Source organism: Leifsonia sp. McL0607 (assembly GCF_049993355.1).
GTDB lineage: Bacteria > Actinomycetota > Actinomycetes > Actinomycetales > Microbacteriaceae > Leifsonia.
On record NZ_CP188253.1, the window covers coordinates 2,091,606 to 2,115,823 of the forward strand.

Consider the following 24,218-nt stretch of genomic DNA (forward strand, 5'->3'; position numbering starts at 1 on the left):
GGAGTTCCCATGCGTACCCGTTCCCTCCGCATCCTGCTCGGCGCCGCCGTCGCGCTGGGCAGCGTGCTCGCCCTCGCCGCTTGCGCCGGCGGTTCGGACGCCGCGACCGGCGGCGGCCAGAAGGTCGACGGCGGTACCATCGTCTACGCCCACCAGCAGGAGCCCGCCTGCGTGTTCGGCGGCTGGATCGAGCAGGCGTACCTGTCGTACCAGGTTCTCGACAACCTGACCTCGCTCGATGAGAACCACAAAGTCGTCCCGTGGCTCGCGACCGCGTGGAAGCAGTCCGACGACGGGCTGACCTGGACCTTCATGCTCAAGAAGGGCGTGAGGTTCACCGACGGCACGCCGCTCACCGCCGCGGCCGTCGCCTACAACTTCGACTATTGGGTGAACGGTGGCAACAGCACCGCCAACATCTGGCTCGACGGCTACTACACGTCGGCCAAGGCGATCGACGACCAGACCCTGCAGATCCACCTCAGCCACCCCTACCCGCGGCTGGCCGACAACCTCACGCAGGGCTACTTCGGCATCCAGTCGCAGCACGCGCTGCAGACGCGTACGAAGGAGCAGAACTGCGAGGCCCCGATCGGCTCCGGCGCATTCGTCGTGGACAAGTGGAACCGCGGCCAGGACATCATCCTGAAGAAGAACAAGGCGTACACCTCGCCGCCGGCAAACGCCAAGCACACCGGTCCGGCTTACGTCGACACCATCGACTGGAGGTTCGTCGCCGACCCGACCACGCGCGTCGCCGCGCTGCAGGGCGGCCAGGTCGACGCGATCTACGACGTGCCCTCCGTGCAGTGGAGCGTGCTGAAGAGCGGCGGCTACCAGCTCGAGAAGTTCGTGACCCCGGGTCGTCCGCAGCAGATCTCGTTCAACACGGCGAAGGGTCCCTTCACCGACGAGAAAGTGCGCCAGGCGTTCGCGTACAGCCTGGACCGACCCGAGATCGTGAACACGATCGGCCGCGGCGTCATCCCGTCGGAGGGCAACGGCGGCGTCAGCCAGGCGACCCCCGGCTACAGCCGGAAAGCCGCCGACTGGTACACGCAGGACGCGAAGGAGGCGAACGCCCTCCTCGACGCGGCGGGCTGGACCCAGAAGAACAGCGACGGCGTCCGCGAGAAGGACGGCCAGGCGCTGACCGTGAGGCTGCCGTACGGCGCCGGCTCGATCATCGACGCCGACGGCGCCGCCATCCTGCAGGGCGTCAAGGAGCAGGCGAGCACGGTCGGCTTCGACGTGAAGCTCATCCCGGTGCCGCAGAGCGAGTTCTTCTCGGGCAAGTTCTCCGGACCGGACGCCTACGACCTCCAAGCCGGCTACTGGACGTCCGTCACGGCCGGCATCCTCTACATCAACTGGAGGCCGTCCACCGCCGACGACCCCAACTACAGCAACAGCGCGTTCTACGACGACCCGGTGCTGGCGCAGTACATCCTCGACGGCAACTCCGCCGCGACGGTGGAGCAGCAGAACGCGGACTACCAGAAGGCGCAGGACTACATCGCGCAGCACGCGCTGTCGATCGGCGTCTACGACCGGCTGAGCACGCTCGCCGTCTCGCCGAGGCTGCACGACGTCTGGCAGGAGCACGCACAGGGAGGGCCGACGTTCTATGACGCTTATCTCACCAAGTGAGGCCGAGGCCGCAGCCGGGGCCGAGGCGGTCGTCACCGCCGTCCGGCCCCGGCGCGGCCGGGCGGTCGCCCTCACCATCCTGAAGAAGGCGGCGGCAGCCGCCGTGGTGCTCTGGGGCGCGGCGAGCGTGGCGTTCTTCGCCCAGCTCGCGCTCCCGGGCGACCGGGCGACGACAATCCTCAACATCCGGGCCGGCCAGGCGCAGCTGCGCACGCCGGCCGAACTCGAGCAGATCCGCGCGCAGTACGGTCTGACCCGACCGGTCGTCGTGCAGTACGTCGACTATCTGCGTGGTCTGATCAGCGGCGACTTCGGCGACTCGTACCAGCAGTACCGACCGGTCACCGCGATCATCGGCGAGCAGCTCGGCAACACCCTCACGCTGTCGCTCACGGCGATCGCGCTCGCGTGGGCGATCATGGTCGTCTGGGTCACGCTGACCGCCGGCCGCGGCCGGCGCGTCGGCGCACTCGGCTCGACCGTGGACGTCGTCACCGCCGGCCTGCCCGCCTACTGGCTCGGCATCATCCTGCTGCTGGTGTTCGGGCTGGGGCTGCGCTGGTTCCCGATCATCAGCGGCTCCTCACCGAACGGCATCGTGCTGCCCGCCCTGACGCTCGCCATCCCGTTGGCCGGGTTCATGGCGCAGAGCGTGCGCACCGAGTTCGAGCGGTCGCTCGACCAGCCGTTCGTGCTCTCCGCCCGGATGCGCGGCATGGGGGAATGGGGCATCCGTCTCCGGCACGTGCTGCGGCACGCGGTCATCCCTGCCGTGACGCTCTCCGGGTGGGCCCTCGGCGCCACGCTGTCCGGCGCCGTGATCGTGGAGTCGATCTTCTCACGGCCCGGCATCGGCTCGGTGCTGGTGACGGCCGTCGACTCCCAGGACCTGCCGGTCGTCACCGGCATCGTGACCCTGGTCGCCGTGGTCTACGTGGCCGCGAACCTCATCGTGGACGTCGTCTACACCGTGATCGATCCCCGGTTGGAGCTGTCATGACCTCCCTCACCACCGCGCAGTCGAAGCCGTCGCCGTCGTCGCGCCGACCGGCCGGAGCCCCCGATACCCGTCCCTCCACCGCCGCCCGCCTCGCGCGCGCACCCTGGGGTCTGTATCTGGCTGTCGCCTTCGCCGCCCTGCTGGTGGTCGCGGTGATCGCACCGCAGGTGCTCACGACCCACCTGCCCACCGCCGTGGACTACGGCGCCGCCCTGCAGCCGCCGAGCTGGGCGCACCCGTTCGGCACCGACGAGTCCGGCCGCGACCTCTACACCCGCATCGTCTGGGGCGCGCGCGACTCGCTCACCATCGGCGTGGGGGCCGCGGCCGTCAGCATCGGCCTCGCACTGATCCTCGGCACGCTCGCTGCGCTGGGCGTGAAGCCCGTCGCGGTGGTGGTCGACCGGTTCGTCGAGATCCTCTTCACGTTCCCTGCCCTCCTGCTCGCGCTGCTGCTCATCGCCGTCGCCGGACCGAGCGCGGCGACACAGGTCCTCGCGGTCGGCGTCGGCACGGCGCCCGGATATGCGCGGATGATCCGCGGGCAGATCCTCGGCGCCCGCAACTCCGGCTACGTGGAGGCCGCCACCGCACTCGGACATGCGCGCTGGCTGATCGTGCGAGCGCACATCCTCCCGAACGCGCTGCGGCCGCTGGTCGCCGTGTTCGCACTGTCGATCGGCCAGTCGATCGTCTGGGCGTCGAGCCTGTCATTCCTCGGGCTGGGCGTCGCGCCGCCCGCCTCCGAGTGGGGGGCGCTGCTCGACGCGGGACGCGCCTACCTCACAACGGCCTGGTGGCTCGTCGTCATCCCGGGTCTCGTCATCGTCGCCGTCGCGCTCGCCGCGACCACCATCGGCCGGCACGTCCAGGCCCGCCTGGAGAAGGGGGAGCGATCGTGAGCATCGCCGAACGGAGCACCGAAGAGTTCGTCGCCGGCGGGGAATTGGGCAGACTCGATTGGCCCGCTGTGCGCCTGCGGGTGCGGGGCCTGCGTACCGGCTTCATCGTGAACGGAGCGCACCGGCCCATCGTGTCGGGCGTGAGCTTCGACCTCCTGCCCGGCCAGTGCGTCGCGATCGTCGGCGAGTCCGGTTCGGGCAAGTCGGTCACGGCACGCAGCCTGGTCGGGCTGGCCGGGCCGGGCGCCACAGTGGAGGCCGACGCGCTGGAGGTGCACCACGAGGACGCGCGGAGCTTCACCGAGCGGCAATGGCGGCGCGTGCGCGGTCGCGACATCGGCTTCGTGCTGCAGGACGCGCTCGTCTCGCTCGATCCGCTCCGTCCGGTCGGCGCGGAGATCGCCGAGGCGCTGCGCCTGCACCGCTGGGGCGACCGCGCGGCGCGGAAAGCGCGCGTGCTGGAGCTGCTGGAGCGGGTGGGGGTGCCCGCGCCGGCGATCCGCGCACGGCAGCGCCCCGACCAGCTGTCCGGAGGCCTCCGGCAGCGGGCGCTGATCGCCTCGGCCATCGCACTCGACCCCGACATCGTGATCGCGGACGAGCCCACCACCGCGCTCGACGTGACCGTGCAGGCGCAGGTGCTCGCGCAGCTGGAGGCTATGAAGGAACGCGGCGCCTCCATCATCCTGATCAGCCACGACCTGTCCGTCGTCGCGCGGCTGGCCGATCACATCCTGGTGATGCGCGGGGGCGAGGTGCTGGAGCAGGGCTCGGCCGAGCGGGTGCTCGCCGCGCCCGAGAACGAGTACACCCGCGCGCTCATCGCGGCGGTCCCCGGCGAGGCGACGCGGGGACGTGCGCTCACCCCCGGCGCGCCCGCCCAGGCGCCCCGGCTGCCGATCGGCGAGCCGGTGCTGGAGGCGCGCGACCTCGTGAAGCGCTTCCACACTTCCGATGGAACGGTGACGCGCGCGGTCGACGGCGTCTCGTTCATCCTGCACGCTGGGGAGACGCTCGGCATCGTCGGCGAGTCGGGCTCGGGCAAGAGCACGACCGCCAAACTCGCCCTCGGGCTCGAGCGACTCGACGCCGGCGACGTGCGGCTGCTCGGCCGGGAGTGGTCGTCGCTACCCGAGTCCCGCCGTCGGGTGCTGCGCCGTCGCATCTCGGTCGTCTACCAGGATCCGCTGAGCTCGTTCGACCCGCGGTGGACCGTGGAGCGCATCCTCCTCGACGCCCTCCGCGCGGAGTCGTTCGCGACCGCGGCGGAGCGCGATGCCCGCGTGCGCGAGCTGCTGGCGCACGTGGGCCTCGGCGAGGATGCGCTGCCGCGGTTCCCGCTGCGGCTCTCGGGAGGTCAGCGGCAGCGCGTCGCGATCGCCCGGGCACTGGCGCCCCGGCCCGACGTGATCGTGCTCGACGAGGCCGTCTCTGCGCTCGACGTGACCATCCAGGCGCAGATCCTCGACCTCCTCGTCGCACTGCAGCGGGAGTCGGGCGTCGCGTACCTCTTCATCTCGCACGACCTCGGCGTCATCAGCCACCTCAGCGACCGTGTGCTGGTCATGAAGGACGGCCGCGTGGTCGAGGAGGGCACCGCCGAGGACGTCTTCGAGCGCCCGCAGCAGCCGTACACTCGTGAACTGATCGCCGCGATCCCGGAGTTCGCACCGGGCGCGGACAGCACCACCCCGCTCAGCGAGACTCCCCTTAGCGCCATCCCGGAAGGCAACGCATGACCACCGAACCCAAGCAGCTCTTCGTCAATCTGTTCGAGATGGCGTGCGTGAGCCACATCGCGCACGGCCTGTGGCCGCTGCCGGGCAACAACCGCGAGCGCTTCGCCGACCTCGACTATTGGCTCGAGCTCGCGCAGCTCCTGGAGCACGGCGGCTTCGACGGGATCTTCCTCGCCGACGTCATCGGGGCGTACGACGTGTTCCGGGGAGGACCGGAGACGGCGCTGCGGGAGGGCCTCCAGAGCCCGAATCTCGACCCGCTGCTGCTCGTGCCTGCGATGGCCGCGGTCACCGACCGCCTGGGCTTCGGCGTCACGTTCTCGACCACCTACGAGCCGCCGTTCGCGTTCGCGCGCCGCATGTCGACCCTCGACCACCTCACCAAGGGCCGGATCGGGTGGAACATCGTGACCTCCTACCTCCCCAATGCCGCCCGCAACTTCGGGCTGGACGACGAGGTGCCGCACGACGAGCGCTACCGCCGCGCGGAGGAGTACCTCGACGTCCTCTACAAGCTCTGGGAAGGCTCCTGGGACGACGACGCCGTCATCGCCGACCGCGAGGCGCGCGTCTTCACCGACCCGGACAAGGTGCGGTACATCAACCACGTCGGCGAGCGGCACCGTGTCGCCGGACCGCACATCGTGCACCCGTCGCCGCAGCGCACGCCCGTGCTGTTCCAGGCGACCGGGTCGCCGGCGGGCATCGAGTTCGCCGGTCGCCACGCGGAGGTCGTCTTCACCGGAGGACGCACGAGCGAGGAGTTCCGCCGCAACGCCGACGGAATGCGCGACGCAGCGCAGCGGCACGACCGGCAGCGCGACGATGTGAAGTTCATCGCGATGGCGGGCGTGATCGTCGGTCGCACGACCGAAGAGGCCGAGGACAAGTGGAGGCTGTACCAGCAGCACTCCAGCCTCGACGGCATCCTCGCCCACAGCAGCCTCCCGGTCGACCTGACAGCCTTCCCGCGCGAGATCACCGTGCGGGAGGCGCTCGCGCGGGCGGAGTTCCCGGCGGAGCGGGTGCCGTTCCTCCCGCTGGACAAGACGGTGGGCCAGGCGCTCGACTTCGTGAAGAACGGCCGCGACGACCGCTTCCTGGTGGTCGGCGACCCGAAGACCGTGGCCGACGAGATCGAGCGCTGGCTCGACGAGGACGGCCTGGACGGCATCAACCTGCGCCAGTACCACTCGTTCGAGACCGCGCGCGACTTCGCCGACCTGGTCATCCCCGAGTTGCGCCGCCGGGGCCGGCTGCCGCAGGAGGGCGAACGCTCGGCGACGCTGCGCGAGCGTCTCTTCGGCGACGGCAACAACCGCCTCCCGGAGCGGCACGCAGCCGCCCGCTACCGCGGCGGCGCCCACCTGCAGTCCGACCTCCTCCCCACCCCCTGACCCGCGACGTCCGCGACTCCCGCGAACCATCGCGCTCTGTCGAAGGGCACGCAAACGCCCTTATCCGTGCGTTTTAGGGGCATTTGCGTGCCCCTCGGCGCCGCTTCAGTCGAGGTGGTCGAGGTAGCGCAAGATGATGCCCTCGCGCAGCGCCCACGGGCACATTTCGAGCTCCGCGACATCGAGGGCGCGCATGGCCTCCCGCAGCACCACGCCGCCGGCGACGATCTGGAAGGTGCGGTCGGCGGTGATGCCCGGCAGCGCGGTGCGCGCCTCGGCGGGCAGCTGCGCCAGTCGCGGCACCCAGTCCGCCAACTCGGAGCGGCGAAGGAGGCTGCGCTCGGTGCCGCCGGGACCGCTCGCCGTCGAGCCGGCCAACCGCGCGAGCGAACGGATGGTCTTGGAGGTGCCGATGACGTGCTCACGTCCGCGGCCGGAGAACTGGCCGACGGCCTCCGCGAGGGTCACCCTGGCGTGGTCGCGCAGTGCCGTGAGCTGCTCGTCGGTCGGCGGGTCGTCGTGCAGGAACCCGATCGTGCTGCGTCCCGCTCCGAGCGGAAGGGACACCGCTGCGTCGGGGTACTCGTCCACCCCTGCCGCGATCTCCAGTGAGCCGCCGCCGATGTCGAGCAGCAGGAGAGAGCCGGACGACCATCCCGACCAGCGCCGGACGGCAAGGAACGTCAATCGCGCCTCGTCCTCGCCGGAGAGCACCTGCAGCTCGACGCCGGTCTCCTCGCGGATGCGGTCGAGGATCGCCGGACCGTTGGCGGCCTCCCGGATCGCGGACGTCGCGAACGGCAGCAGCTCCTCGATTCCCTCTGCCTTGCCGACCTCGACGGAGGAGCGGATGGCCTCCAGGATGGCGGACTCGCCCTCAGCGCTGATCGACCCGTCCTCGGTGATGTAGCGCATGAGGCGCAGCACCGACTTGTGCGTCGCCGCGGGAAGCGGGCGAGCGCCGGGGTGCGCGTCGACGACGAGCAGGTGGACGGTGTTGGATCCTACGTCGAGGACTCCGAGTCTCATAAAGAGAGAGTAATGGTTGCGGGAGCGATGCCGAGTCGCCGCGGCACACGGGTTCACGAACGCGACACGCCGTGCGGATTCCCCATTTCGGACAGTCGATGTCGGTGGTTCCGCGTAATCTCGGTAGTGCGAAGCAGGGGGCCTGAAAAACCCGAAAACACTACATGTAGTGGAATGACAATCGTGTCATTCGGGTTATATAGTGGGTAAACACCGCGAGACACACGGTGAAACAGACTTCAAGGGGAGGCCATCATGGACTACGAAAACGACAGCGTTGGCGGCTACGCAGTTCCCGTCGACCCGATGGATCTGCTGCAGTGCGACAGCTGCCAGTAGTCCGCTGATACAGCTTCGAGAGCCCCGGCGCTTCTGCGCCGGGGCTCTTCTGTTCGTAGAATCGTCGGGTGCCAGTGAATCCAGAGCTCGTCGGGCGCAGCTTCCCGCCGACCCCGCCCTACCTCGTCGGGCGTGAGAAGGTGCGCGAGTTCGCCGCGGCCGTTCTCGCCACCGACCCCATCAACTTCGACCTGGCCGCCGCTCAGGCCGCCGGCCACGCCGACCTCGTCGCGCCGCCGACGTTCGCGGTGGTGGTGCAGCAGCTCACTCTCGACCAGCTGCTCGCCGACCCGGAGGCCGGAATCGACTTCAGTCGCGTCGTCCACGGCGACCAGCGGTTCACGTTCTCCCGTCCGGTCGTCGCGGGCGACGAGCTCATCGCGACGCTCACGGTGACCTCCGTCAAGTCCCTCGGCGCCCACTCGATGGTCACCGCCGAGACCGTCATCGTGGACGACTCCGGCGAGCACGTCGTCACCACCGTGTCCACCCTGGTCGTTCGAGGAGACGAGTGATGTCCGCACCCGAGTTCGAGTCCCTCGCCGTCGGCGACGTGGTCGCCGAGCGCACCTTCGACCTCAGCAGGGACACGCTGGTGCGCTACGCGGGCGCCTCCGGCGACTTCAACCCGATCCACTACCGCGACGACGTCGCGACCTCGGTCGGCCTCCCCGGGGTGATCGCCCACGGCATGCTCACCATGGGCCTGTCGGTGCAGCCGGTCGTGGACTGGGCGGGCGACCCTGCGCGCGTCGTCGACTACCAGGTGCGGTTCACGCGCCCCGTCGTCGTCGACCCGGCGAGCGGCGCGAGCGTGCGGGTGACGGCTCAGGTCGGTCAGCTCGACGCGGAGGCGCGGGTGGCGCGCATCGACCTCACGACGACGTTCAACGCCGAGACCGTTCTCGGCAAGGCGCAGGTACGCGTCTCGCTCGCGTGAACGACGCGATGACCGAAGCTCCCGCGTTCGCCGAGCTCACGACCATGCGGGTCGGGGGCGTGCCGAAGAACCTGATCGCGCCGGAGGATCCCGCCGCACTCGTCGCGGCCGCTCGCGAGGTCTGGGCCTCGGGGGAGCCGTGGCTCCTCCTCGGCGGCGGCTCCAACACGGTCGCGAGCGACGACGGTTTCGAGGGCACGGTCATCCACGTGGTGACGCGAGGCATCGACCGGGTCGACGCTCCGAGCGGTCGCGTGCGGCTGCGGGTGCAGGCGGGCGAGCCCTGGGACGAGGTCGTCGCCCTGACCGTGCGGAACGGGTGGTCGGGGATCGAGGCGCTCTCGGGCATCCCGGGTTCGACGGGGGCAGCGCCGACGCAGAATATCGGCGCCTACGGGCAGGAGCTGGAGTCCTCGCTGGTCGGCGTCGACTTCCTCGACGCGTCGACGGGCGACATCATGCGCCTGTCACGGTCCGAGCTGGAGCTCGGCTACCGCACGTCCGTGCTGAAGCGCGGGAGGCTCGGCGTGGTGCTCGCGGTGGAGTTGGAGCTGTCGGACGACACCGTGCCCGGCGGTGTCGGGGCGCCCCTCAGCGCCCCGGTCGCGTACGCGCAGCTGGCCGACTCGCTCAGCGTGCCCGTCGGCTCCCGGGTTCCGGTCGCGGAACTGCGTCGTGCAGTTCTCGCTCTGCGCGCCTCCAAAGGGATGGTGCTCGACCCCGACGACCCGGACTCGGTAAGCTCGGGAAGCTTCTTCACCAACCCGATCCTCTCCGAATCGTTCGCGCGCAGCCTCCCGACGAACGCGCCGCGCTGGCCGGTGACACCGCCCGAGCCGGATCTGGTGATCGGCATCCCCGCGGGCGGCGTGCACCCGCTCGACATCCCGCCGCTCGCGGGCGGCCCGTACGACGTGAAGCTCTCCGCCGCGTGGCTGATCGAGAACGCCGGGATCCGCCGAGGCTTCGCGCTCCCGGGCTCCGGCGCCGCCATCTCGTCGAAGCACACCCTCGCGATCGTCAACCGCGGCCACGCCACCGCCGCAGACGTCGCCCAGCTGGCGTCGTTCGTCCAGGCACGCGTGCAGGCGGACTTCGGTGTGCTGCTCCGGCCGGAGCCGGTGCTGGTGGGGCTGTCGCTGTAGGAGATCTGGCGGCGTTCTCTGAGAGGACTCTCACACTCCGTTTCTACGCTATGGCCCATGGGATTCCTCGATCGTCTCCTGGTCGCGAAGAGCCGCAGGGAGAACGCACTCAGCAGTACCCGTCCCCTCAGGTGCACCCGTCAGCTCAGGCGCCGACTGCGGCGTCGTCCACACAACGTACGGACGACGAAATCGCCGTGGAGCGCTACCGCTACCTTCTGCGCACCGCACCGCCCGAGACCATCGAGCAGGTGCACGAGGAGGCTTTCGCAAAGCTGACCCCGAACCAGCGACGGCTCGTGTTCGAACAGCTCAGCGCCCACGCGCCGTCCGGTGAGCAGCCGCGCGCAGACGACGCGCGCTCGCTCGCTCGGGCCGCCACTCGCTCCGAGTTGCGCCAGCCCGGAACCCTGGAGCGCTCACTCGGCGCTCGCCCTGCCGGCGGGATGGGTTTCGGCGGGATGTTCGCGAGCTCGCTGCTCGGCAGCGTGGCCGGCTACGTCATCGCCTCCGCCCTCGTCAGCGTGTTCCTGCCCGCACCCGGCCTGGACCAGGCAGCCGGAGATGGAGGGTCGCCTGACGCCGCCTCGGGCGACGCCGCCTTGAGCGATGCCGGTTCTGGCGGATTCGGCGATTTCGGCGGTGGCGGCGACTTCAGCGGAGGCGATTTCCGCGGAGGCGATTTCGGCGGTGGCGGCGATTTCGGCGGCTTCATCTGACCCTCCGGCCGGTCATGCCCGCAGGGCTGCGGCGAACGGCAGCACGGCGCCGGCGCCGACACGCCGCAGCTCTCGCCCGGCGACCGTGACGGTCCACCGGCTGTCGATGACGTCGTCGACGAGCAGCACCGGCGCTCCGGGCGGAACGTCGAGCGCGGTGGCGTCGAAGCGATCCCAGACCCCCGCCAGCCGATACGTGCTGTTGCCGCCCGCGCTCCCCGATGGCCCGCCTCCCCGAAGGGCGAGCGTGCCGAGGTAGGGGAGGCGCCCGATCTCCGCCAGGCCTCGGGCCAGGCTTTCGGTGAACCGCGGCCGCGAGCGGGACGGAACTGCGATCACCGCACCCGGTCGCTGCGTCCAGTCCCACTGCGCGAGCACCTGAACGCACGCATGCAGGATCTCTGGCGGGCACTCCGCGTCCGGTGCCTCGGGTGCCAGAAGACCGCGGAGACGCCCTCCCCAGCCGAGGTCGGTCATCCGGGCGAGCACCCGGCCGGTCTCCAGCTGCTCGTCCGCGCGGATCTTGCCGCGGACCAGAATGCCAACGGCGTCCGCGCCGGTCGGCCACAGCTTTCGAGGTTCGACCGGGACGCCTGCACGATCGAGCTCCGAGGCGATGGCGCGCGCCGCGTCGGCCGCCACCTCGCTCGGGTACCACGCCTCGGCGCACCGGTCGCATCGTCCGCAGGGTCCGGCGTCGGGATCGTCGAGCTGGCGCTGCAGGAACTCCATCCGGCACCCGGACGTGCGCTCGTACTCGATCATCGCGTGCTGTTCCGCCTCCCTGGCCGCCGCGATGCGTTCGTAGCGTTCGCGATCGTACGTCCACGACCGACCGGTCGCGATCCACCCGCCTGGCACCCGCCGCACGGCGCCGTCGACGTCGAGCACCTTGAGCAGGAGCTCGAGGGCGGACGACCGCAGGTCGACCCGGCTCTCGAGAACGCGCGTTGACTGTGCCTGCTCACCCAGCGCGCCGAGCAGCGCCAACGCTTTCTCCTGCGTCGGCATCGCAGCCGTGGCGAAGTACTGCCAGATCGCGCGGTCTTCCGCACCGGGCAGTAGGAGCACATCGGCCGACTCAGTGGCGCGCCCCGCGCGTCCGACCTGCTGGTAATAGGCGACGGGCGACGAGGGCGCTCCCAGATGCACGACGAATCCCAGATCGGGCTTGTCGAACCCCATTCCGAGGGCGCTCGTGGCCACGAGCGCCTTGACCTCGTTGCGCTTGAGCCGCATCTCGAGTTCTTCACGCTCGGCGGGATCGGTCTGGCCCGTGTATGCGGCGACATCGTGCCCGGCCCGACGGAGAACGCGAGCCGTGTCGTCGGCAGCCGACACCGTCAACGTGTAGATGATGCCGCTGCCCTGCAGGTCGGCGAGGTGGCCGGCGAGCCAGGCCAGGCGGGTGGTGGCGTCGTCGAGCGTGAGGACGCCGAGCCGCAGCGACCGGCGGGCCAGCGGCCCCCGGATCGTACGCACGGAGCCCGCTCCGGACGCGCCGCCCAGCTGCTCCTCGACGTCGGCGACCACTCGCTGATTGGCGGTGGCTGTCGTGGCGAGCACGGGCACGCTGTCGGGCAGCGCGCGCACGAGCTCGCGCAGCCGGCGGTAGTCGGGCCGGAAGTCGTGTCCCCAGTCGGAGATGCAGTGCGCCTCGTCGATGACCAGAAGCCCGCACCGTTCGACGAGCGCGGGCAGGTGCTGGTCGCGGAACTCGGGATTGTTGAGCCGCTCGGGCGAGACCAGGAGCACATCGACCGTGTCGTCCTTCAACCGGGCGACGACCTCATCCCACTCATGCCGATTGGCGGAGTTGATCGACAGCGCCCGGACGCCGGCGCGCGCCGCGGCCTCCACCTGGTCCCGCATCAGAGCCAGGAGCGGCGAGACGAGGATGGTCGGTCCGGCGCCGCGTTCGCGCAGGAGCATCGTGGCGACGAAGTACACGGCGGACTTGCCCCACCCGGTGCGCTGCACCACCAGCGCCGTGCTGCGGTCGTCGACGAGGGCCTCGATGGCCTCGAACTGCCCGTCGTGGAACTCAGCGTCCGGGCGGCCGACCAGGGCACGGAGGCGGGAGAGGGCTCGATCGCCGGTGGTCTCGGATGTGATGTCGGTGGTGCTCATGCAGCCATCGTTCCAGAAGCGACCGACGGGCAACCCGGTCGGCGACGATCTGTGGAGTACTCGCGCGCGAGAGGAGTTGTGAGGGAGAGCCGCGATGGGTGAGGGGTGGGATGAAATGGCCGCGGGGAACCGCTGATTGGCGCGAAGCCGCCGAAGTCACGCAGATTCCCGCCCCTAAAGTACCACCGTGTCCACTACAACCCGCACCCGCACACAGGCCCCGCTCCGTCCCTTCGAGCTCCGACTCCGTCTCCCGAACGGAACCGCCGCCGTCGTCGTCATGGACGCGCGCAACATCGGTGAGGCGCTCGACAAGGCGCGCAACGCTCTCGGCGACGTCCAGGTCATCGAACCGAGCTGACCGGCTCCCGTCCGATGACAGCCACCATCGGAGGCCGAGCACTCCGAGTCATGCAGGTTATCGACAACATAGGGCAAGGGGGCGCCCAGCAGGTCGTCGTCGATCTCTCCAACTGGCTCGCGCTCCAACACGGCGTGATCGTGTCCGTCATCGGGGAATCGGGATCCTCACGATCCCGGCTGGTCCCATCGGTCCGGTTCATCCCTCAGCAGCAATCCGGTTTTCTCGCGCAGACATGGGCACTATTGGGTGCAGCGCGCGCGGAGAGGCCGGACATCCTCCACGCGCACCAGCGCCGCGAGGCTCTTCAATCCCTCATCGTCGGCCGGCTCCTGAGGATTCCCGTCGTAGAGCACGCGCACACACGACTTCCGAGTGTGAGCCCACGGATGCTCTCGTTCCGAAGCCGAGCTGTCTTCGCCGTCGGTGACAAGGTCGCCGACATGGTGGTCGACGAGGCGCGTCGACCGCGGGCTCGGGTCGTGGTCGTCGGAAACGCCCCGGCTCAGAGGCCGGCTTCCGCGCCGAGCGATTGGCCCGAGCTTCGCCCGGCGACACCGGTGCGGATCCTCGCTGTCGGGCGGCTCGCGGAGCAGAAGGATCCGCTTCGGTTCGTACGCGTCGTCGCACGCTTCGCGCAGATCATGCCAGTGACGGCGACGTGGGCGGGCGATGGCGAACTCCGTGCAGAAGCGGCAGGGCTCGCCGCGGAATTGGCCGCACCCGTCGAATTCGTCGGGCACGTCGAGGACGTGCCCGACCGCCTCGACAGAGCACATGTCCTCGTGATGACGTCGCGGTGGGAGGGCACCCCCCTCGTCGTGCTGGAGGCGTTCGAGCGTCGGCGTCCCGTCGTCGCAACGGCCTCTGCGGCGAACGGACTGCTGGCATCCGGACGAGGTTTCGAAGTGGCTGACGATGCAGACGACCTGCAATTCGCCAGGACGATCGCTCACGTCGTGACGGACGATCGAGCTCGTAAAGCGGCGATCGCGGAAGCCAAGACCTGGGTCGACTCTGAGGCGTCTCCAGAGCGGGTCTTCGGTCCCGTACTCGACCGCTATCGCTCCCTTCTTGGAAGATCCGAGGCACGATGAACCTCATACTCTTCATCTCCGGCGGCGTCGGTGTGCTGCTCATCGCCGTGGTGTTCCTGCTGATCCTTCCCGTGCGCCTCGTCCGGGGCGTCGCGCTCTCCTTCGCTTTCTTCCTGCTGACGTTCGGGGGAAACATCACCGCCCCCGGACCGGTCTGGCAGGGGTGCCTCGTCGCGTCGATCGCGTTGCTGGGGCTGGCCCTCATGCGCAGTCGGGCTCCCGTCGCGGGAGGGAAGCGGTTCGCGCTCATCGCGGCCTGGTGGGGCTATGTCGGGCTCGGCGCCCTTCTGGGCGGCAGCTATTCCGTCCTCACGATGATCCTGTACTTCGGCCTAGCGACGCTCGCAGCGTATGTCGCGTCGTCGCTGGACGACGTGGAAGTACGAATGTTGTACACCGCGATCGTCCTCACTGCCGTGTTTCAGGTCGTGGTGGGTCTGTTGGAGTTGACCGTGTTCGCGGAACCCGTCTGGGGCTTTCGCGGAGGCGCCCGTGAGAATCCGTTTCTGACGGATAACAACCGAGTGCAGGGAACCCTCGGGCACCCGATCCCGTACTCGCTGCTCCAAGGTGTGGCGTTCGTCGTGGCATGGTCCAACCCTGCGCGCTGGAGACAGTGGTGGCGGCTCATCGCATTGACGTCCGTGACGGTCGGCCTGATCATCGGTGGCACCCGGAGCATCATCCTGGCCGTGGCCGGGGCGGTGCTCGTTCACGTGGCGACGAACGGCAAGCTCGCCTCATGGGCGCGCCTCCTGTTCGTACTCCTCGCCGGCGGTGTGCTGCTCGTGAACATCGATGTCGGCATCGTGCGGATCATCGAGGAGCTGCTCGTTTCGGGTTCGTGGTCGCACCGGTTGGGTGCTTTTGATTCCGTACCCAACCTTCTGGCGCGTCCTCCGCTCGAGGCGTGGTTCGGCACTGGATTCGGCAGCGAGCTGTTGCTCTACGACCGGGGCTACATGCAGCAGACCTACCTGCGTGTCGTCGACGATATGTTCGTATACGCGCTCGGAACCATGGGTATCGCAGGCCTGGTGGCGCTCGTGGCGATGTGCATCACCGCTTTCGTCCTCTCCGGACGGACGGGCAAGGCCCTTCTGGTGCTGATGGTCGGCATGTTCTTCTCATTCGACTTATTTGTCTGGATGTACACAGGCATCATGTTCAGCATCATTGTGACTCTTCCGAAGTCCGACCCACCCGTCGCCGGTCTGAAGGCGCCGGAGAAGGCGTTGGCGACGCTGTCGTCGGCCTAGTAGTACTTGGTTATGTTGGTCCGGCGCGTTTGCAGTAGGGGCAGTGGCTGAGGAGTCGGATGACCGCGGTTTGGAGTTCGCGGAGGATCTCGTAGAAGCTCAGGCTGCCCCTGCTGCTTTTGGGTCGGCGGCCAGTCGTGGGACTATCTCAGTAACGGTGTTTCCGGCGGTTTTCATTTAGTAGGTCTCCGCGGCCGGCCAGCGGTCTGCGAAGGTGATGGCGAACGCGTTGAGAGCAGGTTTCCATCGCATCGTCCATCGGACTCGTCCCGCACCGGTCGGGTCGAGTGATCTGGTGACAAGATACAGGCACTTGAGCGCCGCCTGCTCTGTCGGGAAGTGTCCTCTGGCGCGCACCGCACGCCGGTATCGGGCGTTGAGGGACTCAATCGCGTTCGTCGAGCAGATCACCCGGCGAATCTCGATGTCGTAGTCCAGGAAGGGGATGAACTCCTCCCACGCGGACTCCCAGAGCCGGATAATCGCCGCGTATTTCTTGCCCCACTTCTGGTCGAGCTCTTCCAACGCGGCCCGAGCGGCGTTCGGGCTCGGAGCGGTATAGATCGGCTTCACATCGCGTTTGAGCGCATCCCAGTCCTTCTTCGACGCCAACCGGAACGTGTTCCGGATCAGGTGAATGATGCACGTCTGCACCGTCGTGAGTGGCCAGACGTTGCCGACAACCTCGGGCAAACCCTTCAGACCATCGCAGACGAGGAAGAACGTGTCACGCACCCCACGATTCTTGATGTCGGTGAGGACACTCATCCAGAACTTCGCACCCTCACCGCCGGTCCCAGCCCAGAGTCCGAGGACGTCCTTCTCGCCAGCGAGGGTGACTCCGATCGCGGCATAGATCGGCCGGTTCGCGACCTGCCCGTCGCGGATCTTCACCACGATCGCATCGATGAAGATCGCCGCATAGACCTCCTCGAGCGGCCTGGCGGACCATTCGTTCATCTCGTCGATCACCTTGTCCGTGATCCGGGAGATCGTCTCCTTCGAGACCGAGGCACCATAGATCTGAGCGAAGTGCGCCGAGATCTCACCAGTGGTGAGCCCGTTCGCATACAACGACAGGACGATTTCCTCGACCCCGTTCAACCGACGTTGGCGCTTCTTCACGATCTTCGGCTCGAACGACCCATCGCGATCCCGCGGCACGTGAGAGCCGAGGTGCTCGGTCAGCTCCTCGTTCAGCGCGGTCTCGAGCACGTTCTTCGTGAACAGCTTCAGCAACCCGTCCGGGCCCGTCAGAGCCAGACCCTGCTCTTTGGCCAGCCGCACCAGCTCGGCCGCCGCAGCGGCCTCCGCGGAACGGTCATCATCATGGTGTTTCTTCAGACTCACAACATCCAGTGTCGTCGTCATCACAGCACCTTCCCCGCCACACATCACACGCAGCGCGTCACGCCGGAAACACCGCTAAATCCACAGTCCCGCGGCGAGAGTGATTCGGCTTTGATGTAGGCGGCGCGTTTGGCCAAGCGGGTGGCGAAGTCGCGGAACTGTTTGAGTCGGTTGAAGCACCTCTCGACGACGTTGCGTCTCTTGTACTCGGCCGGGTCGACCTCTGGTGGTCGACCGCCATGTGCGCCCTTGGCTTTGCGATGGGCGATCTGGTCGGCGCTGACCGGCAGGCCGCGCCCGTCTACAGCGAGGTGCAGTTTGGTGCTCAGTCCTCCTCGGGGGCGCCCGATGTATTCGCCGTCCACCTGGAGGGCCTCGATCTCACTTCGTGTGGATCCCCTTTTTCCGGGCCCCGGCAGCATGGTGGTGGGCCCGGATCACGGCGACCGTTGCGCGGCAGCAGCGGCCCGATGACCGCCCACGCCTTTTTATCCGTCAACTCACCGCGACTTACGCCAACCACCTGATTGACACGAACCGACCAGGTACCAAAGCCACCACACCGAAAACGACTTACAGGATAGACCCTTACCGCTCAGGGGATTGCTCAATGAACGCGAGCGCGACGTAGCGAGAAAGGGGGTGAAGCTGGATCGCTTCACACCCTCTCAATTATGTGCCCGAGGTCCGCTGTCAGCGAGCGCGTCGCTTCAGAGCAACACTGCGCTCGCGGCGTCCGCCTTCAGGAGCGTCAGCAACGCTTTCCGGGGCCTCCCGGGTCTGTTCGGTCGCCGATTCCGCCGAGGCCGCGTCTTCGCCCTTCTCGCGATTCGAGTAGTAGTAGTCGCTTCGATAGTAGCCGTAGTCGTACGCGTCGATCCCGGTCGGCGGGACTTTGTTGAGCACAGCGCCGAGCACACGTCCGTGGACCCGCAGAATCGCGCGATACGACTTCTCGAGCTGTTCCGAGGTGATCTGCTTCGCCGCGACGGTAAGGACGACACCGTCGGCAATCGTCCCGAGAACGGCGGCATCGGTGACGGACAGGACAGGTGGGGCATCGAGAATCACCGTGGCCACCTCTGAGAGAGCGTCGACGAGCTCTTTCATGGTGCGCGACCCGAGCAGCTCACTGGGGTTCGGTGGGATGCGTCCGGACGCGAGAACACGCAGATGGGGGTCACTCGTCGGCGCTTGCATTGCGTCGTTGATCGAGAGCCGGCCGCTGAGCACATCGGTCAGTCCTGCTCCCCCGCGCAGACCGTAGATTTCGGACTGCGTCGGTCGTCTGAGGTCGCAGTCGATGATGACGACATTCAAATTGGATGCCGCGATGGCGTCGGCGAGGTTGGCGGCGAGCGTCGATTTGCCTTCTCCGGGAATGGAGCTCGTGATGACGATCACACGCGGCGGCCTGTCGACGTCCACGTAGCTGAGGTTCGTCCGCAGCTCGCGGAGAGACTCTGAGATCGCGAAAAGCTGATGTGTCTCGTCGTCGGACTGATCGATGATCCTCTGGCGATCCCCGAAGAAGTCGCTGATGGGGATCGTTCCGATGACCGGCGCATCGATGAGAGCTTCGATCTGGGCGACGCTGCGGACCTTCCTGTCGAAATGCGTGCGGAGAAGCCCGTAGACGAAAGCGAGCGAGGAGCCCGCAAGCAGCGCCAGTATTAGGGCGAACTGAAGATTCGGAGACGACGGCAGGTAGGGGGGGCGTGCCGCTGCAAGAGGAACGTACGAGAGCGCGGCTTCATTGATCCCGTCTTCGGGCGTCTCGATCTGCTTGACCTGATCTGCCAGGGCCTGCACCCATGCATTCGCAAGTTCGGCGGCTCCCTCGGGGGTGCTGGCGCTGGCACTGATCTCGATTACCGCAGTGTCGGAGGGCAGGGTCGCGCGTATGTTCCCCAGCAGCTCGCCGATGCTCCGCTTGTTCCCGAGGATCTCCGCGGCGCGCTTCGCGACTGCATCCGAGGTGGCGACGCGCACGTAGGTCTCGGCTCGCGACTTCGCGAGGCTGTCGCCCGCGAGCGCCATCGACAGGCTCTCCCCGGAGGCGGCCTGCGCCAGACCCGACGCCGTCGCGGTGTACACCCGCGGCTGGAGGGCGGTGAACACCGCTACGACGGCGATCGTCGCGAGGAGGATCAGCACCTCACCGACCAAGTGTCTCCGAAGCATCGAGATGAAGTCGCGGAGTTCGCGAGCTCTTGATCGCCCTTCAGTGGCCTCCACCTGGGTGCTCATAAAACGGTTCCCTTCTGAGCTGGCTGCGCAACGCGACCCCCACGATCGGGATGGTCGACGTCGTCGGGTTCGCCGCGGCCGGTGCCGGGCTGGTGGACGAGCAGTTTGATGTCCGTCATCGTCTCGATCAACGAGACGCATTCGGCGTAAGCGGTGTCGGGATGTTCCGGGTAGAAAGCAAGCACAGCCCGCACCACTTCGTCGTCGGACGCGAATCCGTCAATGCGGCTCCACACTTCAGCAGACGGTCCCACGAGCTGGAACTGTCTGAAGTCCGCGATGTCGGTCACAGCGCACCGCCCTCGGACGGCTTCCACCCAGACGACATCCGGGTTCTTTGCGTGCCATCGAGGCGGGGAGACATCGGAAGCGTTTTCATCCGCCGAGTCACCTTCGGATGGTGCTGAGAAGGATCGTTCGCTCGCTGTCACGGCAACCACCGGAGGATCCCGTTAGCGACCAACTGCTCCACGTTCGACGTGGTGATCTCCTGGTCGCGGTCGAAGGGTCCATGCTCCGTTCGCACGGCGGCCAGCACTTCTGTCATCGAACGTGGACTCGCTGTCGCGTGCCAGATCGTTCGTGAGACCGCAGCTAGCGCGGTCACGATGTCATCGCGCGCAAGGATCAACAGGTCCGATGTCTCGATGGCGTCATGAGGAACGTTGCGCACGAGACCGGGGTGGTGCTCTCTCAGCGTCGGCGCCGCCGTCGGAGATTCCAGCGGGGTGGTGAAGACCAGTCCGTCGGCATCGAGCGGTGAACAGGTCGGGGGGGTGGATCGAGGATCCAGGTCGTCGATTGAGCGATAGGCCAGCCGCTCCACGCCGCCGACGCGGGCGATCAGTCGAGCGAGCGCGACGAGCGGCCGGGCGGTCGCCGTGAGCGAGGAGATATGGGGAACGAGGGCGAAGATGCCATTGGCCAGGTCGAGCCGGCTGGCGAGCGCTCGTTCGCCCGCATCAGGTCGGCGGTCCAGCAGGACAATCCGCGCCACCTCCGGTTCGCCCGCCGGCGTCGGCGTCAGGTGGAGCTCACGAGGGGAAAGCTGCGCCTTCGCGGCTGTGGAAGGTCGGGCCAGGGACAACGGCTTCGGGTACGGGGTCACCACCCCGCACCTTCGAATCAAGGCGATCTCGTCGGTGACGTACCCGTGGTAACGCCCGAAATGAAGCACAGCTGTCGTCTTGCCTGCGCCTGAGGGGCCTACGAGGAGGATCGCCGCCCCCGACTCGTCTGTCATGGCGGCGGCGTGGAGCAGCAGTCCTGCCCCGAGGTTCCCGCGGATGGCCGTCAGCGTTATTTGCGATTCGACCGAAGCCATGTGTCCCGCGATCGTTCGCTCGGTCGCGTCCAGTACGACGACCGAGATCTCGCCGTCGGCGGGCGAGCCGTCATCGTCGAGGAGCTGTCCCCATGCCGTCTCGAAAACGGAGCAGAACGCCACGGCGCCCGGGCCTTGCGCGCGGACGCGAACGCGACGACCGAGCGCGCGCACCACCATGGTGCGCGGTTCCGCGAGGTCGGGCTGATCGACAGGCATGCTCCAGGTCCCCTCTGAAATGAGTCAGATCAGTATCCGTACGTCCGCGTCGGTGCACGCGCGATCGTGATTCGCGAGGCGCAGAACTCCCGGGAGGCGATGCGAGGTGACCCCGCAACGTCCGTCGATCACGAGCGGTGGATATCGAAGGTGAAACTGTCCCCCCTGGCCCGGACATGGCGGCCGGAACCTCCGGTGAACCGCAAAGTGCTGCGCGAGACTTCCGTTTTGCCCTGCCCAATCCGCGGACCGCCCCCGCGCCGATTTCCCGAGGAAGGTCCCTGTGTCCGCCCGGCCGTTTTTCGTGCTCTTCGTCTGTACTGGCAACATCTGCCGGTCCGCGATGGCCGAGCGCGTCCTTGCGAGTCGCGTCGCCGCTGCAGGCGGAGGTGTCTTGGTGCGCAGCGCCGGGACACGCGCGGTCGTGGGGCGCGGCATGTCATCACAAACTCGCCCCCTCGTGCGGGCGAACGGGGGTGATCCGGACGGGTTCATCGCCAGACAGCTCGATGAGCCCATGCTCCGCGAAGCCGATCTGATCCTCGGGATGACAGCGGAGCACTGCGAGCGCGCTGCGTCGCTCGAACCGTCGGCGTTCGCGCGGATCTTCCCCCTGATGGAGTTCGGCCGCGCCGCCGCCGAGACGGCGTTGCCAGGGCAGCCGAACGACGCGGACCGGTGGAGAGGACTCCTCGCGTCGGCCGTCGAGCTCCGCAGGGCGGGGCGGCTGAGACCAGCGACCGACGACGACGTCGCCGACCCCTACGGCAAGTCGGACTCGGCGTTCACCGAGATGGCCTCGCGCGTGGTGCCGGTGATCGATCTGCTGGCCGGGTCCGGAGTGAGACAGTGAGCGAGCTCGAGGATCTGGAGGCGATCTTCGATTCCGCCCAGGAACGTCGATCAGCGCGAGACGACCGTCAGAAGGGCAAACGTCGTCGACGTCGCGTCCTCTGGATCTGGCTGACAGCGGTGATCTTGGTCCTGGTGCTCCCGGTGGCTCTCATCGGCGGGTATCTGATCTGGCTCGGTGGCACATTCGACAACGGGGTCATCCGGATCGCGGATCCGTTCCCCAAAGAGGACACTCGCCCGCGCCCGGTCAACGGCGCCACCAACATCCTGCTGATCGGTTCCGATTCCCGGACCGGACTCAGCGATGTCCTGTCTGGAAAAGCGACGGGTGAACGATCGGACACGATGATGCTCGTCAATGTGCCGGAAGACGGCTCCGGCATCACGGTCATGTCACTGATGCGCGATCTGTGGGTACCCGTGCCGGGCCACGGCTCGGCGAAGCTGAACGCTGCCTTCAGCTGGGGAGGCGTGCCGCTCACCGTGCAGACGGTCGAGGCCCTGCTCGGCACGCGCATCGATCACGTGATGGTCGTCGATTTCGGAGGGTTCGGCTCGATCGCCACCGCGCTGGGCGGAGTCGATGTCTGGTCGGACACGGCGTTCCAGTCCAAGAACATGCCCGGCTACAGCTACAAGAAGGGATACAACCTCGTGGAGGGGTCCGCGGCGCTGGCGTTCGTCCGAGAACGCTATTCCTTCGCTGAAGCGGATTACCAGCGTGTCCGCAATCAGCAGGCGTTCATCCGCGCGCTGGTCCTCGGATTCGTCAACACGGGCACACTCACAAATCCGCTGAAGCTGCAGTCGGCTGTCGGAACGCTCGCGCACTACATCGCGGCGGACGGTGGGCTCACTGCCGGGGCGGTCGCCGACCTTGCGCTCAGGTCGCGCGGGCTGAACAACGACGCCATCCACACCTTGACGCTGCCGACCGCCGGCACAGGCACCTCGCCCGACGGGCAATCGATCGTCAAGGTCGACGAGTCGCGACTCGCGATCATCCGCAAGGCACTTGTCGACGACGATCTCATCAAGCGATTCACCAGCGGCGAGCTCGGATCGGGGGCACGCTGATGGTCGCTTCTCTGCAGTCCACGACGCAGGACCGTTCGTTGAACAAGCGTGAGCGGTCGACGATCGCCCTTGCAGTGGCGGACGCCGCGGTCATCGCGCTGTCTGTCACAGCAGCCCATGTGCTCCGTTTCGGTCATTGGGAGGGGAGGGTGAGCTTCGGAGGGTTCCAGACGACCTACTGGGTCGTCTCGATGGTGCTCGCCCTGACCTGGCTCATCGCCGTCGCCGGCTTCGGCGGATGGGTCACCTGGCCGAAACGCCTCAACGGGCCATCCTTGCTGCAGCCGGTCAAGGCGACGGTTCTCGTGATCGCCCTTCTCGCCATCGTCGCTCTGTTGTTCGAAGTCGACGTCTCTCGCGCGTACTTGGCGGGTGCCCTTCCGATCGGACTCGCGAGTCTGCTGATCGTGCGAATCGTCTGTCGTCTGTGGATCGGAGCGCACCGTACGCGTGGGAGGTACCTGCGTCGCGCGCTCGTGATCGGCACGCCGGAGCGTGCGAGCGATCTGGCCAAGGTCTTCGACGAATCGATCTCGCCGGTCGGCGTGAGCGTCGTGGCGACGGCTCCTGTCGAGACGGTGGGACGCACGGATCACCTTCTCCAGCTCATCGCCGACAACGACGTCGATGTGATCGTTCTGACGGAGGAACGGGCGCAGACGAACGTCCGGCAATTGATCTGGGACGTCGAAGGCTCCGGCGCGGTGGTGTGGCTCTCCGTCGACGTGCCGGAGCTGGCTGCTCCGCGAGCGGAGTTCCATCCGATCGAGCGGTTGCCCATCATCGAGGTCGAGCCCGCCGATCGTTCGATCACCAAACGGCGTGGCAAGCGCGCATTCGATCTCGTGTTCAGCTTCATCGGGCTCGTCGTCGCGCTTCCGCTCATCGCCGTGTGCGCGATCCTCATCAAGCTCGACAGCCGAGGGCCGGTGTTCTTTCAGCAGACGCGTATCGGCCGGGACGGTAACGAATTCGAGATCCACAAGATGCGAACGATGCGGATGGGGGCCGAGCACGAGATCGCCGACCTTCAGGACCAGAACGAGGGCTCAGGACCGCTGTTCAAGATCAAGGACGATCCGAGGGTCACTCGCGTCGGACGCTTTCTCCGCAAGACGTCGATCGACGAGTTCCCGCAGCTGTGGAACGTCCTTCGAGGCGAGATGAGCCTCGTTGGTCCGAGGCCGCCTCTGCCGTCGGAGGTTGCCGAGTACGACCGCGCGAGCCTCCGGAGGCTGATCGTCAAGCCGGGGATGACAGGTCTCTGGCAGGTCAACGGCAGATCCGACCTGACCTGGGAGCAAGGCGTACGACTCGACCTCTTCTACGTCGAGAACTGGTCGATCGGGGGCGACCTCCACATCATGTTCCAGACCGTCGCCGTGATGATCCGTCCGAACGGCGCCTATTGATGCGATCCAAGGTTGGTGCGCCTC

The 24,218-nt window shown here is 67.7% G+C and carries 22 protein-coding genes; 15 read left to right on the forward strand and 7 right to left on the reverse strand.

Features of this window, described 5'->3' with window-relative positions; genetic code table 11:
* The first annotated feature begins 9 nt into the window (after positions 1–9).
* The 5 genes from ACPPVW_RS10140 to ACPPVW_RS10160 are packed head-to-tail and all read left to right on the forward strand — an operon-like array spanning position 10 to position 6,688.
* Positions 10–1,650: an ABC transporter substrate-binding protein gene (locus ACPPVW_RS10140; protein ID WP_426623006.1), complete on the forward strand. Its 1,641-nt coding sequence runs from the start codon at positions 10–12 to the stop codon at positions 1,648–1,650.
* Positions 1,628–2,650 carry an ABC transporter permease gene (locus ACPPVW_RS10145; RefSeq protein ID WP_426623007.1) on the forward strand — a complete coding sequence of 341 codons (1,023 nt, stop codon included), beginning with the start codon at positions 1,628–1,630 and terminating at the stop codon, positions 2,648–2,650. The genes ACPPVW_RS10140 and ACPPVW_RS10145 overlap by 23 nt, the downstream gene beginning before the upstream one ends.
* Positions 2,647–3,552: an ABC transporter permease gene (locus ACPPVW_RS10150; RefSeq protein ID WP_426623008.1), complete on the forward strand. Its 906-nt coding sequence runs from the start codon at positions 2,647–2,649 to the stop codon at positions 3,550–3,552. Before ACPPVW_RS10145 ends, ACPPVW_RS10150 begins: the two co-directional genes overlap by 4 nt.
* Positions 3,549–5,291: a dipeptide ABC transporter ATP-binding protein gene (locus ACPPVW_RS10155; RefSeq protein ID WP_426623009.1), complete on the forward strand. Its 1,743-nt coding sequence runs from the start codon at positions 3,549–3,551 to the stop codon at positions 5,289–5,291. The genes ACPPVW_RS10150 and ACPPVW_RS10155 overlap by 4 nt, the downstream gene beginning before the upstream one ends.
* Entirely contained in the window at positions 5,288–6,688 is a 1,401-nt protein-coding gene (locus tag ACPPVW_RS10160; protein ID WP_426623010.1) for an NtaA/DmoA family FMN-dependent monooxygenase, read from the forward strand. The genes ACPPVW_RS10155 and ACPPVW_RS10160 overlap by 4 nt, the downstream gene beginning before the upstream one ends.
* A gap of 105 nt (positions 6,689–6,793) precedes the next feature.
* On the opposite strand, the gene ACPPVW_RS10165 is transcribed toward ACPPVW_RS10160, so the two are convergent.
* The gene (locus ACPPVW_RS10165) at positions 6,794–7,717 is read right to left on the reverse strand and encodes a Ppx/GppA family phosphatase (RefSeq protein WP_426623011.1); all 924 of its coding nucleotides are present in this window, start codon (positions 7,715–7,717) and stop codon (positions 6,794–6,796) included.
* Positions 7,718–8,124: 407 nt separating this feature from the next.
* Here ACPPVW_RS10165 and ACPPVW_RS10170 point away from each other — a divergent pair, with 407 nt between their 5' ends.
* From ACPPVW_RS10170 to ACPPVW_RS10185, 4 genes are all read left to right on the forward strand, one after another.
* The gene (locus tag ACPPVW_RS10170) at positions 8,125–8,571 is read left to right on the forward strand and encodes an FAS1-like dehydratase domain-containing protein (RefSeq protein WP_426623012.1); all 447 of its coding nucleotides are present in this window, start codon (positions 8,125–8,127) and stop codon (positions 8,569–8,571) included.
* Positions 8,571–8,996, forward strand: coding sequence for a MaoC family dehydratase (locus tag ACPPVW_RS10175; RefSeq protein WP_426623013.1), 426 nt, complete (start codon positions 8,571–8,573; stop codon positions 8,994–8,996). The genes ACPPVW_RS10170 and ACPPVW_RS10175 overlap by 1 nt, the downstream gene beginning before the upstream one ends.
* 8 nt (positions 8,997–9,004) lie before the next feature.
* Positions 9,005–10,141 (forward strand): UDP-N-acetylmuramate dehydrogenase, encoded by a 1,137-nt coding sequence (locus tag ACPPVW_RS10180; RefSeq protein ID WP_426623014.1) that lies wholly within the window; start codon positions 9,005–9,007, stop codon positions 10,139–10,141.
* Positions 10,142–10,338: 197 nt separating this feature from the next.
* Complete coding sequence (locus ACPPVW_RS10185) at positions 10,339–10,860, forward strand: hypothetical protein (protein ID WP_426623015.1); 522 nt, start codon at positions 10,339–10,341, stop codon at positions 10,858–10,860.
* Between the two features lie 12 nt (positions 10,861–10,872).
* On the opposite strand, the gene ACPPVW_RS10190 is transcribed toward ACPPVW_RS10185, so the two are convergent.
* A complete protein-coding gene (locus ACPPVW_RS10190; RefSeq protein ID WP_426623016.1) occupies positions 10,873–12,990 on the reverse strand; it encodes a RecQ family ATP-dependent DNA helicase in 2,118 nt (705 codons plus the stop codon).
* A 187-nt stretch (positions 12,991–13,177) separates the two neighbouring features.
* Here ACPPVW_RS10190 and ACPPVW_RS10195 point away from each other — a divergent pair, with 187 nt between their 5' ends.
* From ACPPVW_RS10195 to ACPPVW_RS10205, 3 genes are read left to right on the forward strand one after another with little or no spacing between them, the layout of a single operon-like run.
* A complete protein-coding gene (locus ACPPVW_RS10195; protein ID WP_426623017.1) occupies positions 13,178–13,351 on the forward strand; it encodes a hypothetical protein in 174 nt (57 codons plus the stop codon).
* Between the two features lie 50 nt (positions 13,352–13,401).
* Positions 13,402–14,448 carry a glycosyltransferase family 4 protein gene (locus tag ACPPVW_RS10200; protein ID WP_426623018.1) on the forward strand — a complete coding sequence of 349 codons (1,047 nt, stop codon included), beginning with the start codon at positions 13,402–13,404 and terminating at the stop codon, positions 14,446–14,448.
* Positions 14,445–15,707: a hypothetical protein gene (locus tag ACPPVW_RS10205; RefSeq protein WP_426623019.1), complete on the forward strand. Its 1,263-nt coding sequence runs from the start codon at positions 14,445–14,447 to the stop codon at positions 15,705–15,707. Before ACPPVW_RS10200 ends, ACPPVW_RS10205 begins: the two co-directional genes overlap by 4 nt.
* A gap of 177 nt (positions 15,708–15,884) precedes the next feature.
* Here the strand turns inward: ACPPVW_RS10205 and ACPPVW_RS10210 are convergent, their stop codons facing one another.
* From ACPPVW_RS10210 to ACPPVW_RS10230, 5 genes are all read right to left on the reverse strand, one after another.
* A complete protein-coding gene (locus tag ACPPVW_RS10210) occupies positions 15,885–17,078 on the reverse strand; it encodes an IS256 family transposase (RefSeq protein WP_426623020.1) in 1,194 nt (397 codons plus the stop codon).
* A gap of 23 nt (positions 17,079–17,101) precedes the next feature.
* On the reverse strand, positions 17,102–17,422 hold the full coding sequence (locus tag ACPPVW_RS10215) for a hypothetical protein (RefSeq protein ID WP_426623021.1): 321 nt from the start codon (positions 17,420–17,422) through the stop codon (positions 17,102–17,104).
* Positions 17,423–17,750: 328 nt separating this feature from the next.
* Entirely contained in the window at positions 17,751–19,307 is a 1,557-nt protein-coding gene (locus ACPPVW_RS10220) for a polysaccharide biosynthesis tyrosine autokinase (protein ID WP_426623022.1), read from the reverse strand.
* A complete protein-coding gene (locus ACPPVW_RS10225; RefSeq protein WP_426623023.1) occupies positions 19,304–19,597 on the reverse strand; it encodes a PqqD family protein in 294 nt (97 codons plus the stop codon). Before ACPPVW_RS10225 ends, ACPPVW_RS10220 begins: the two co-directional genes overlap by 4 nt.
* A 137-nt stretch (positions 19,598–19,734) precedes the next feature.
* Positions 19,735–20,850 (reverse strand): hypothetical protein, encoded by a 1,116-nt coding sequence (locus ACPPVW_RS10230; protein WP_426623024.1) that lies wholly within the window; start codon positions 20,848–20,850, stop codon positions 19,735–19,737.
* A gap of 304 nt (positions 20,851–21,154) precedes the next feature.
* On the opposite strand from ACPPVW_RS10230, the gene ACPPVW_RS10235 reads away from it, so the two are divergent.
* From ACPPVW_RS10235 to ACPPVW_RS10245, 3 genes are read left to right on the forward strand one after another with little or no spacing between them, the layout of a single operon-like run.
* Entirely contained in the window at positions 21,155–21,703 is a 549-nt protein-coding gene (locus tag ACPPVW_RS10235; RefSeq protein WP_426626281.1) for a low molecular weight phosphatase family protein, read from the forward strand.
* On the forward strand, positions 21,700–22,782 hold the full coding sequence (locus ACPPVW_RS10240; protein ID WP_426623025.1) for an LCP family protein: 1,083 nt from the start codon (positions 21,700–21,702) through the stop codon (positions 22,780–22,782). The genes ACPPVW_RS10235 and ACPPVW_RS10240 overlap by 4 nt, the downstream gene beginning before the upstream one ends.
* Positions 22,783–22,820: 38 nt before the next feature.
* On the forward strand, positions 22,821–24,194 hold the full coding sequence (locus tag ACPPVW_RS10245) for a sugar transferase (RefSeq protein ID WP_426623026.1): 1,374 nt from the start codon (positions 22,821–22,823) through the stop codon (positions 24,192–24,194).
* The last annotated feature ends 24 nt before the right edge of the window (positions 24,195–24,218 follow it).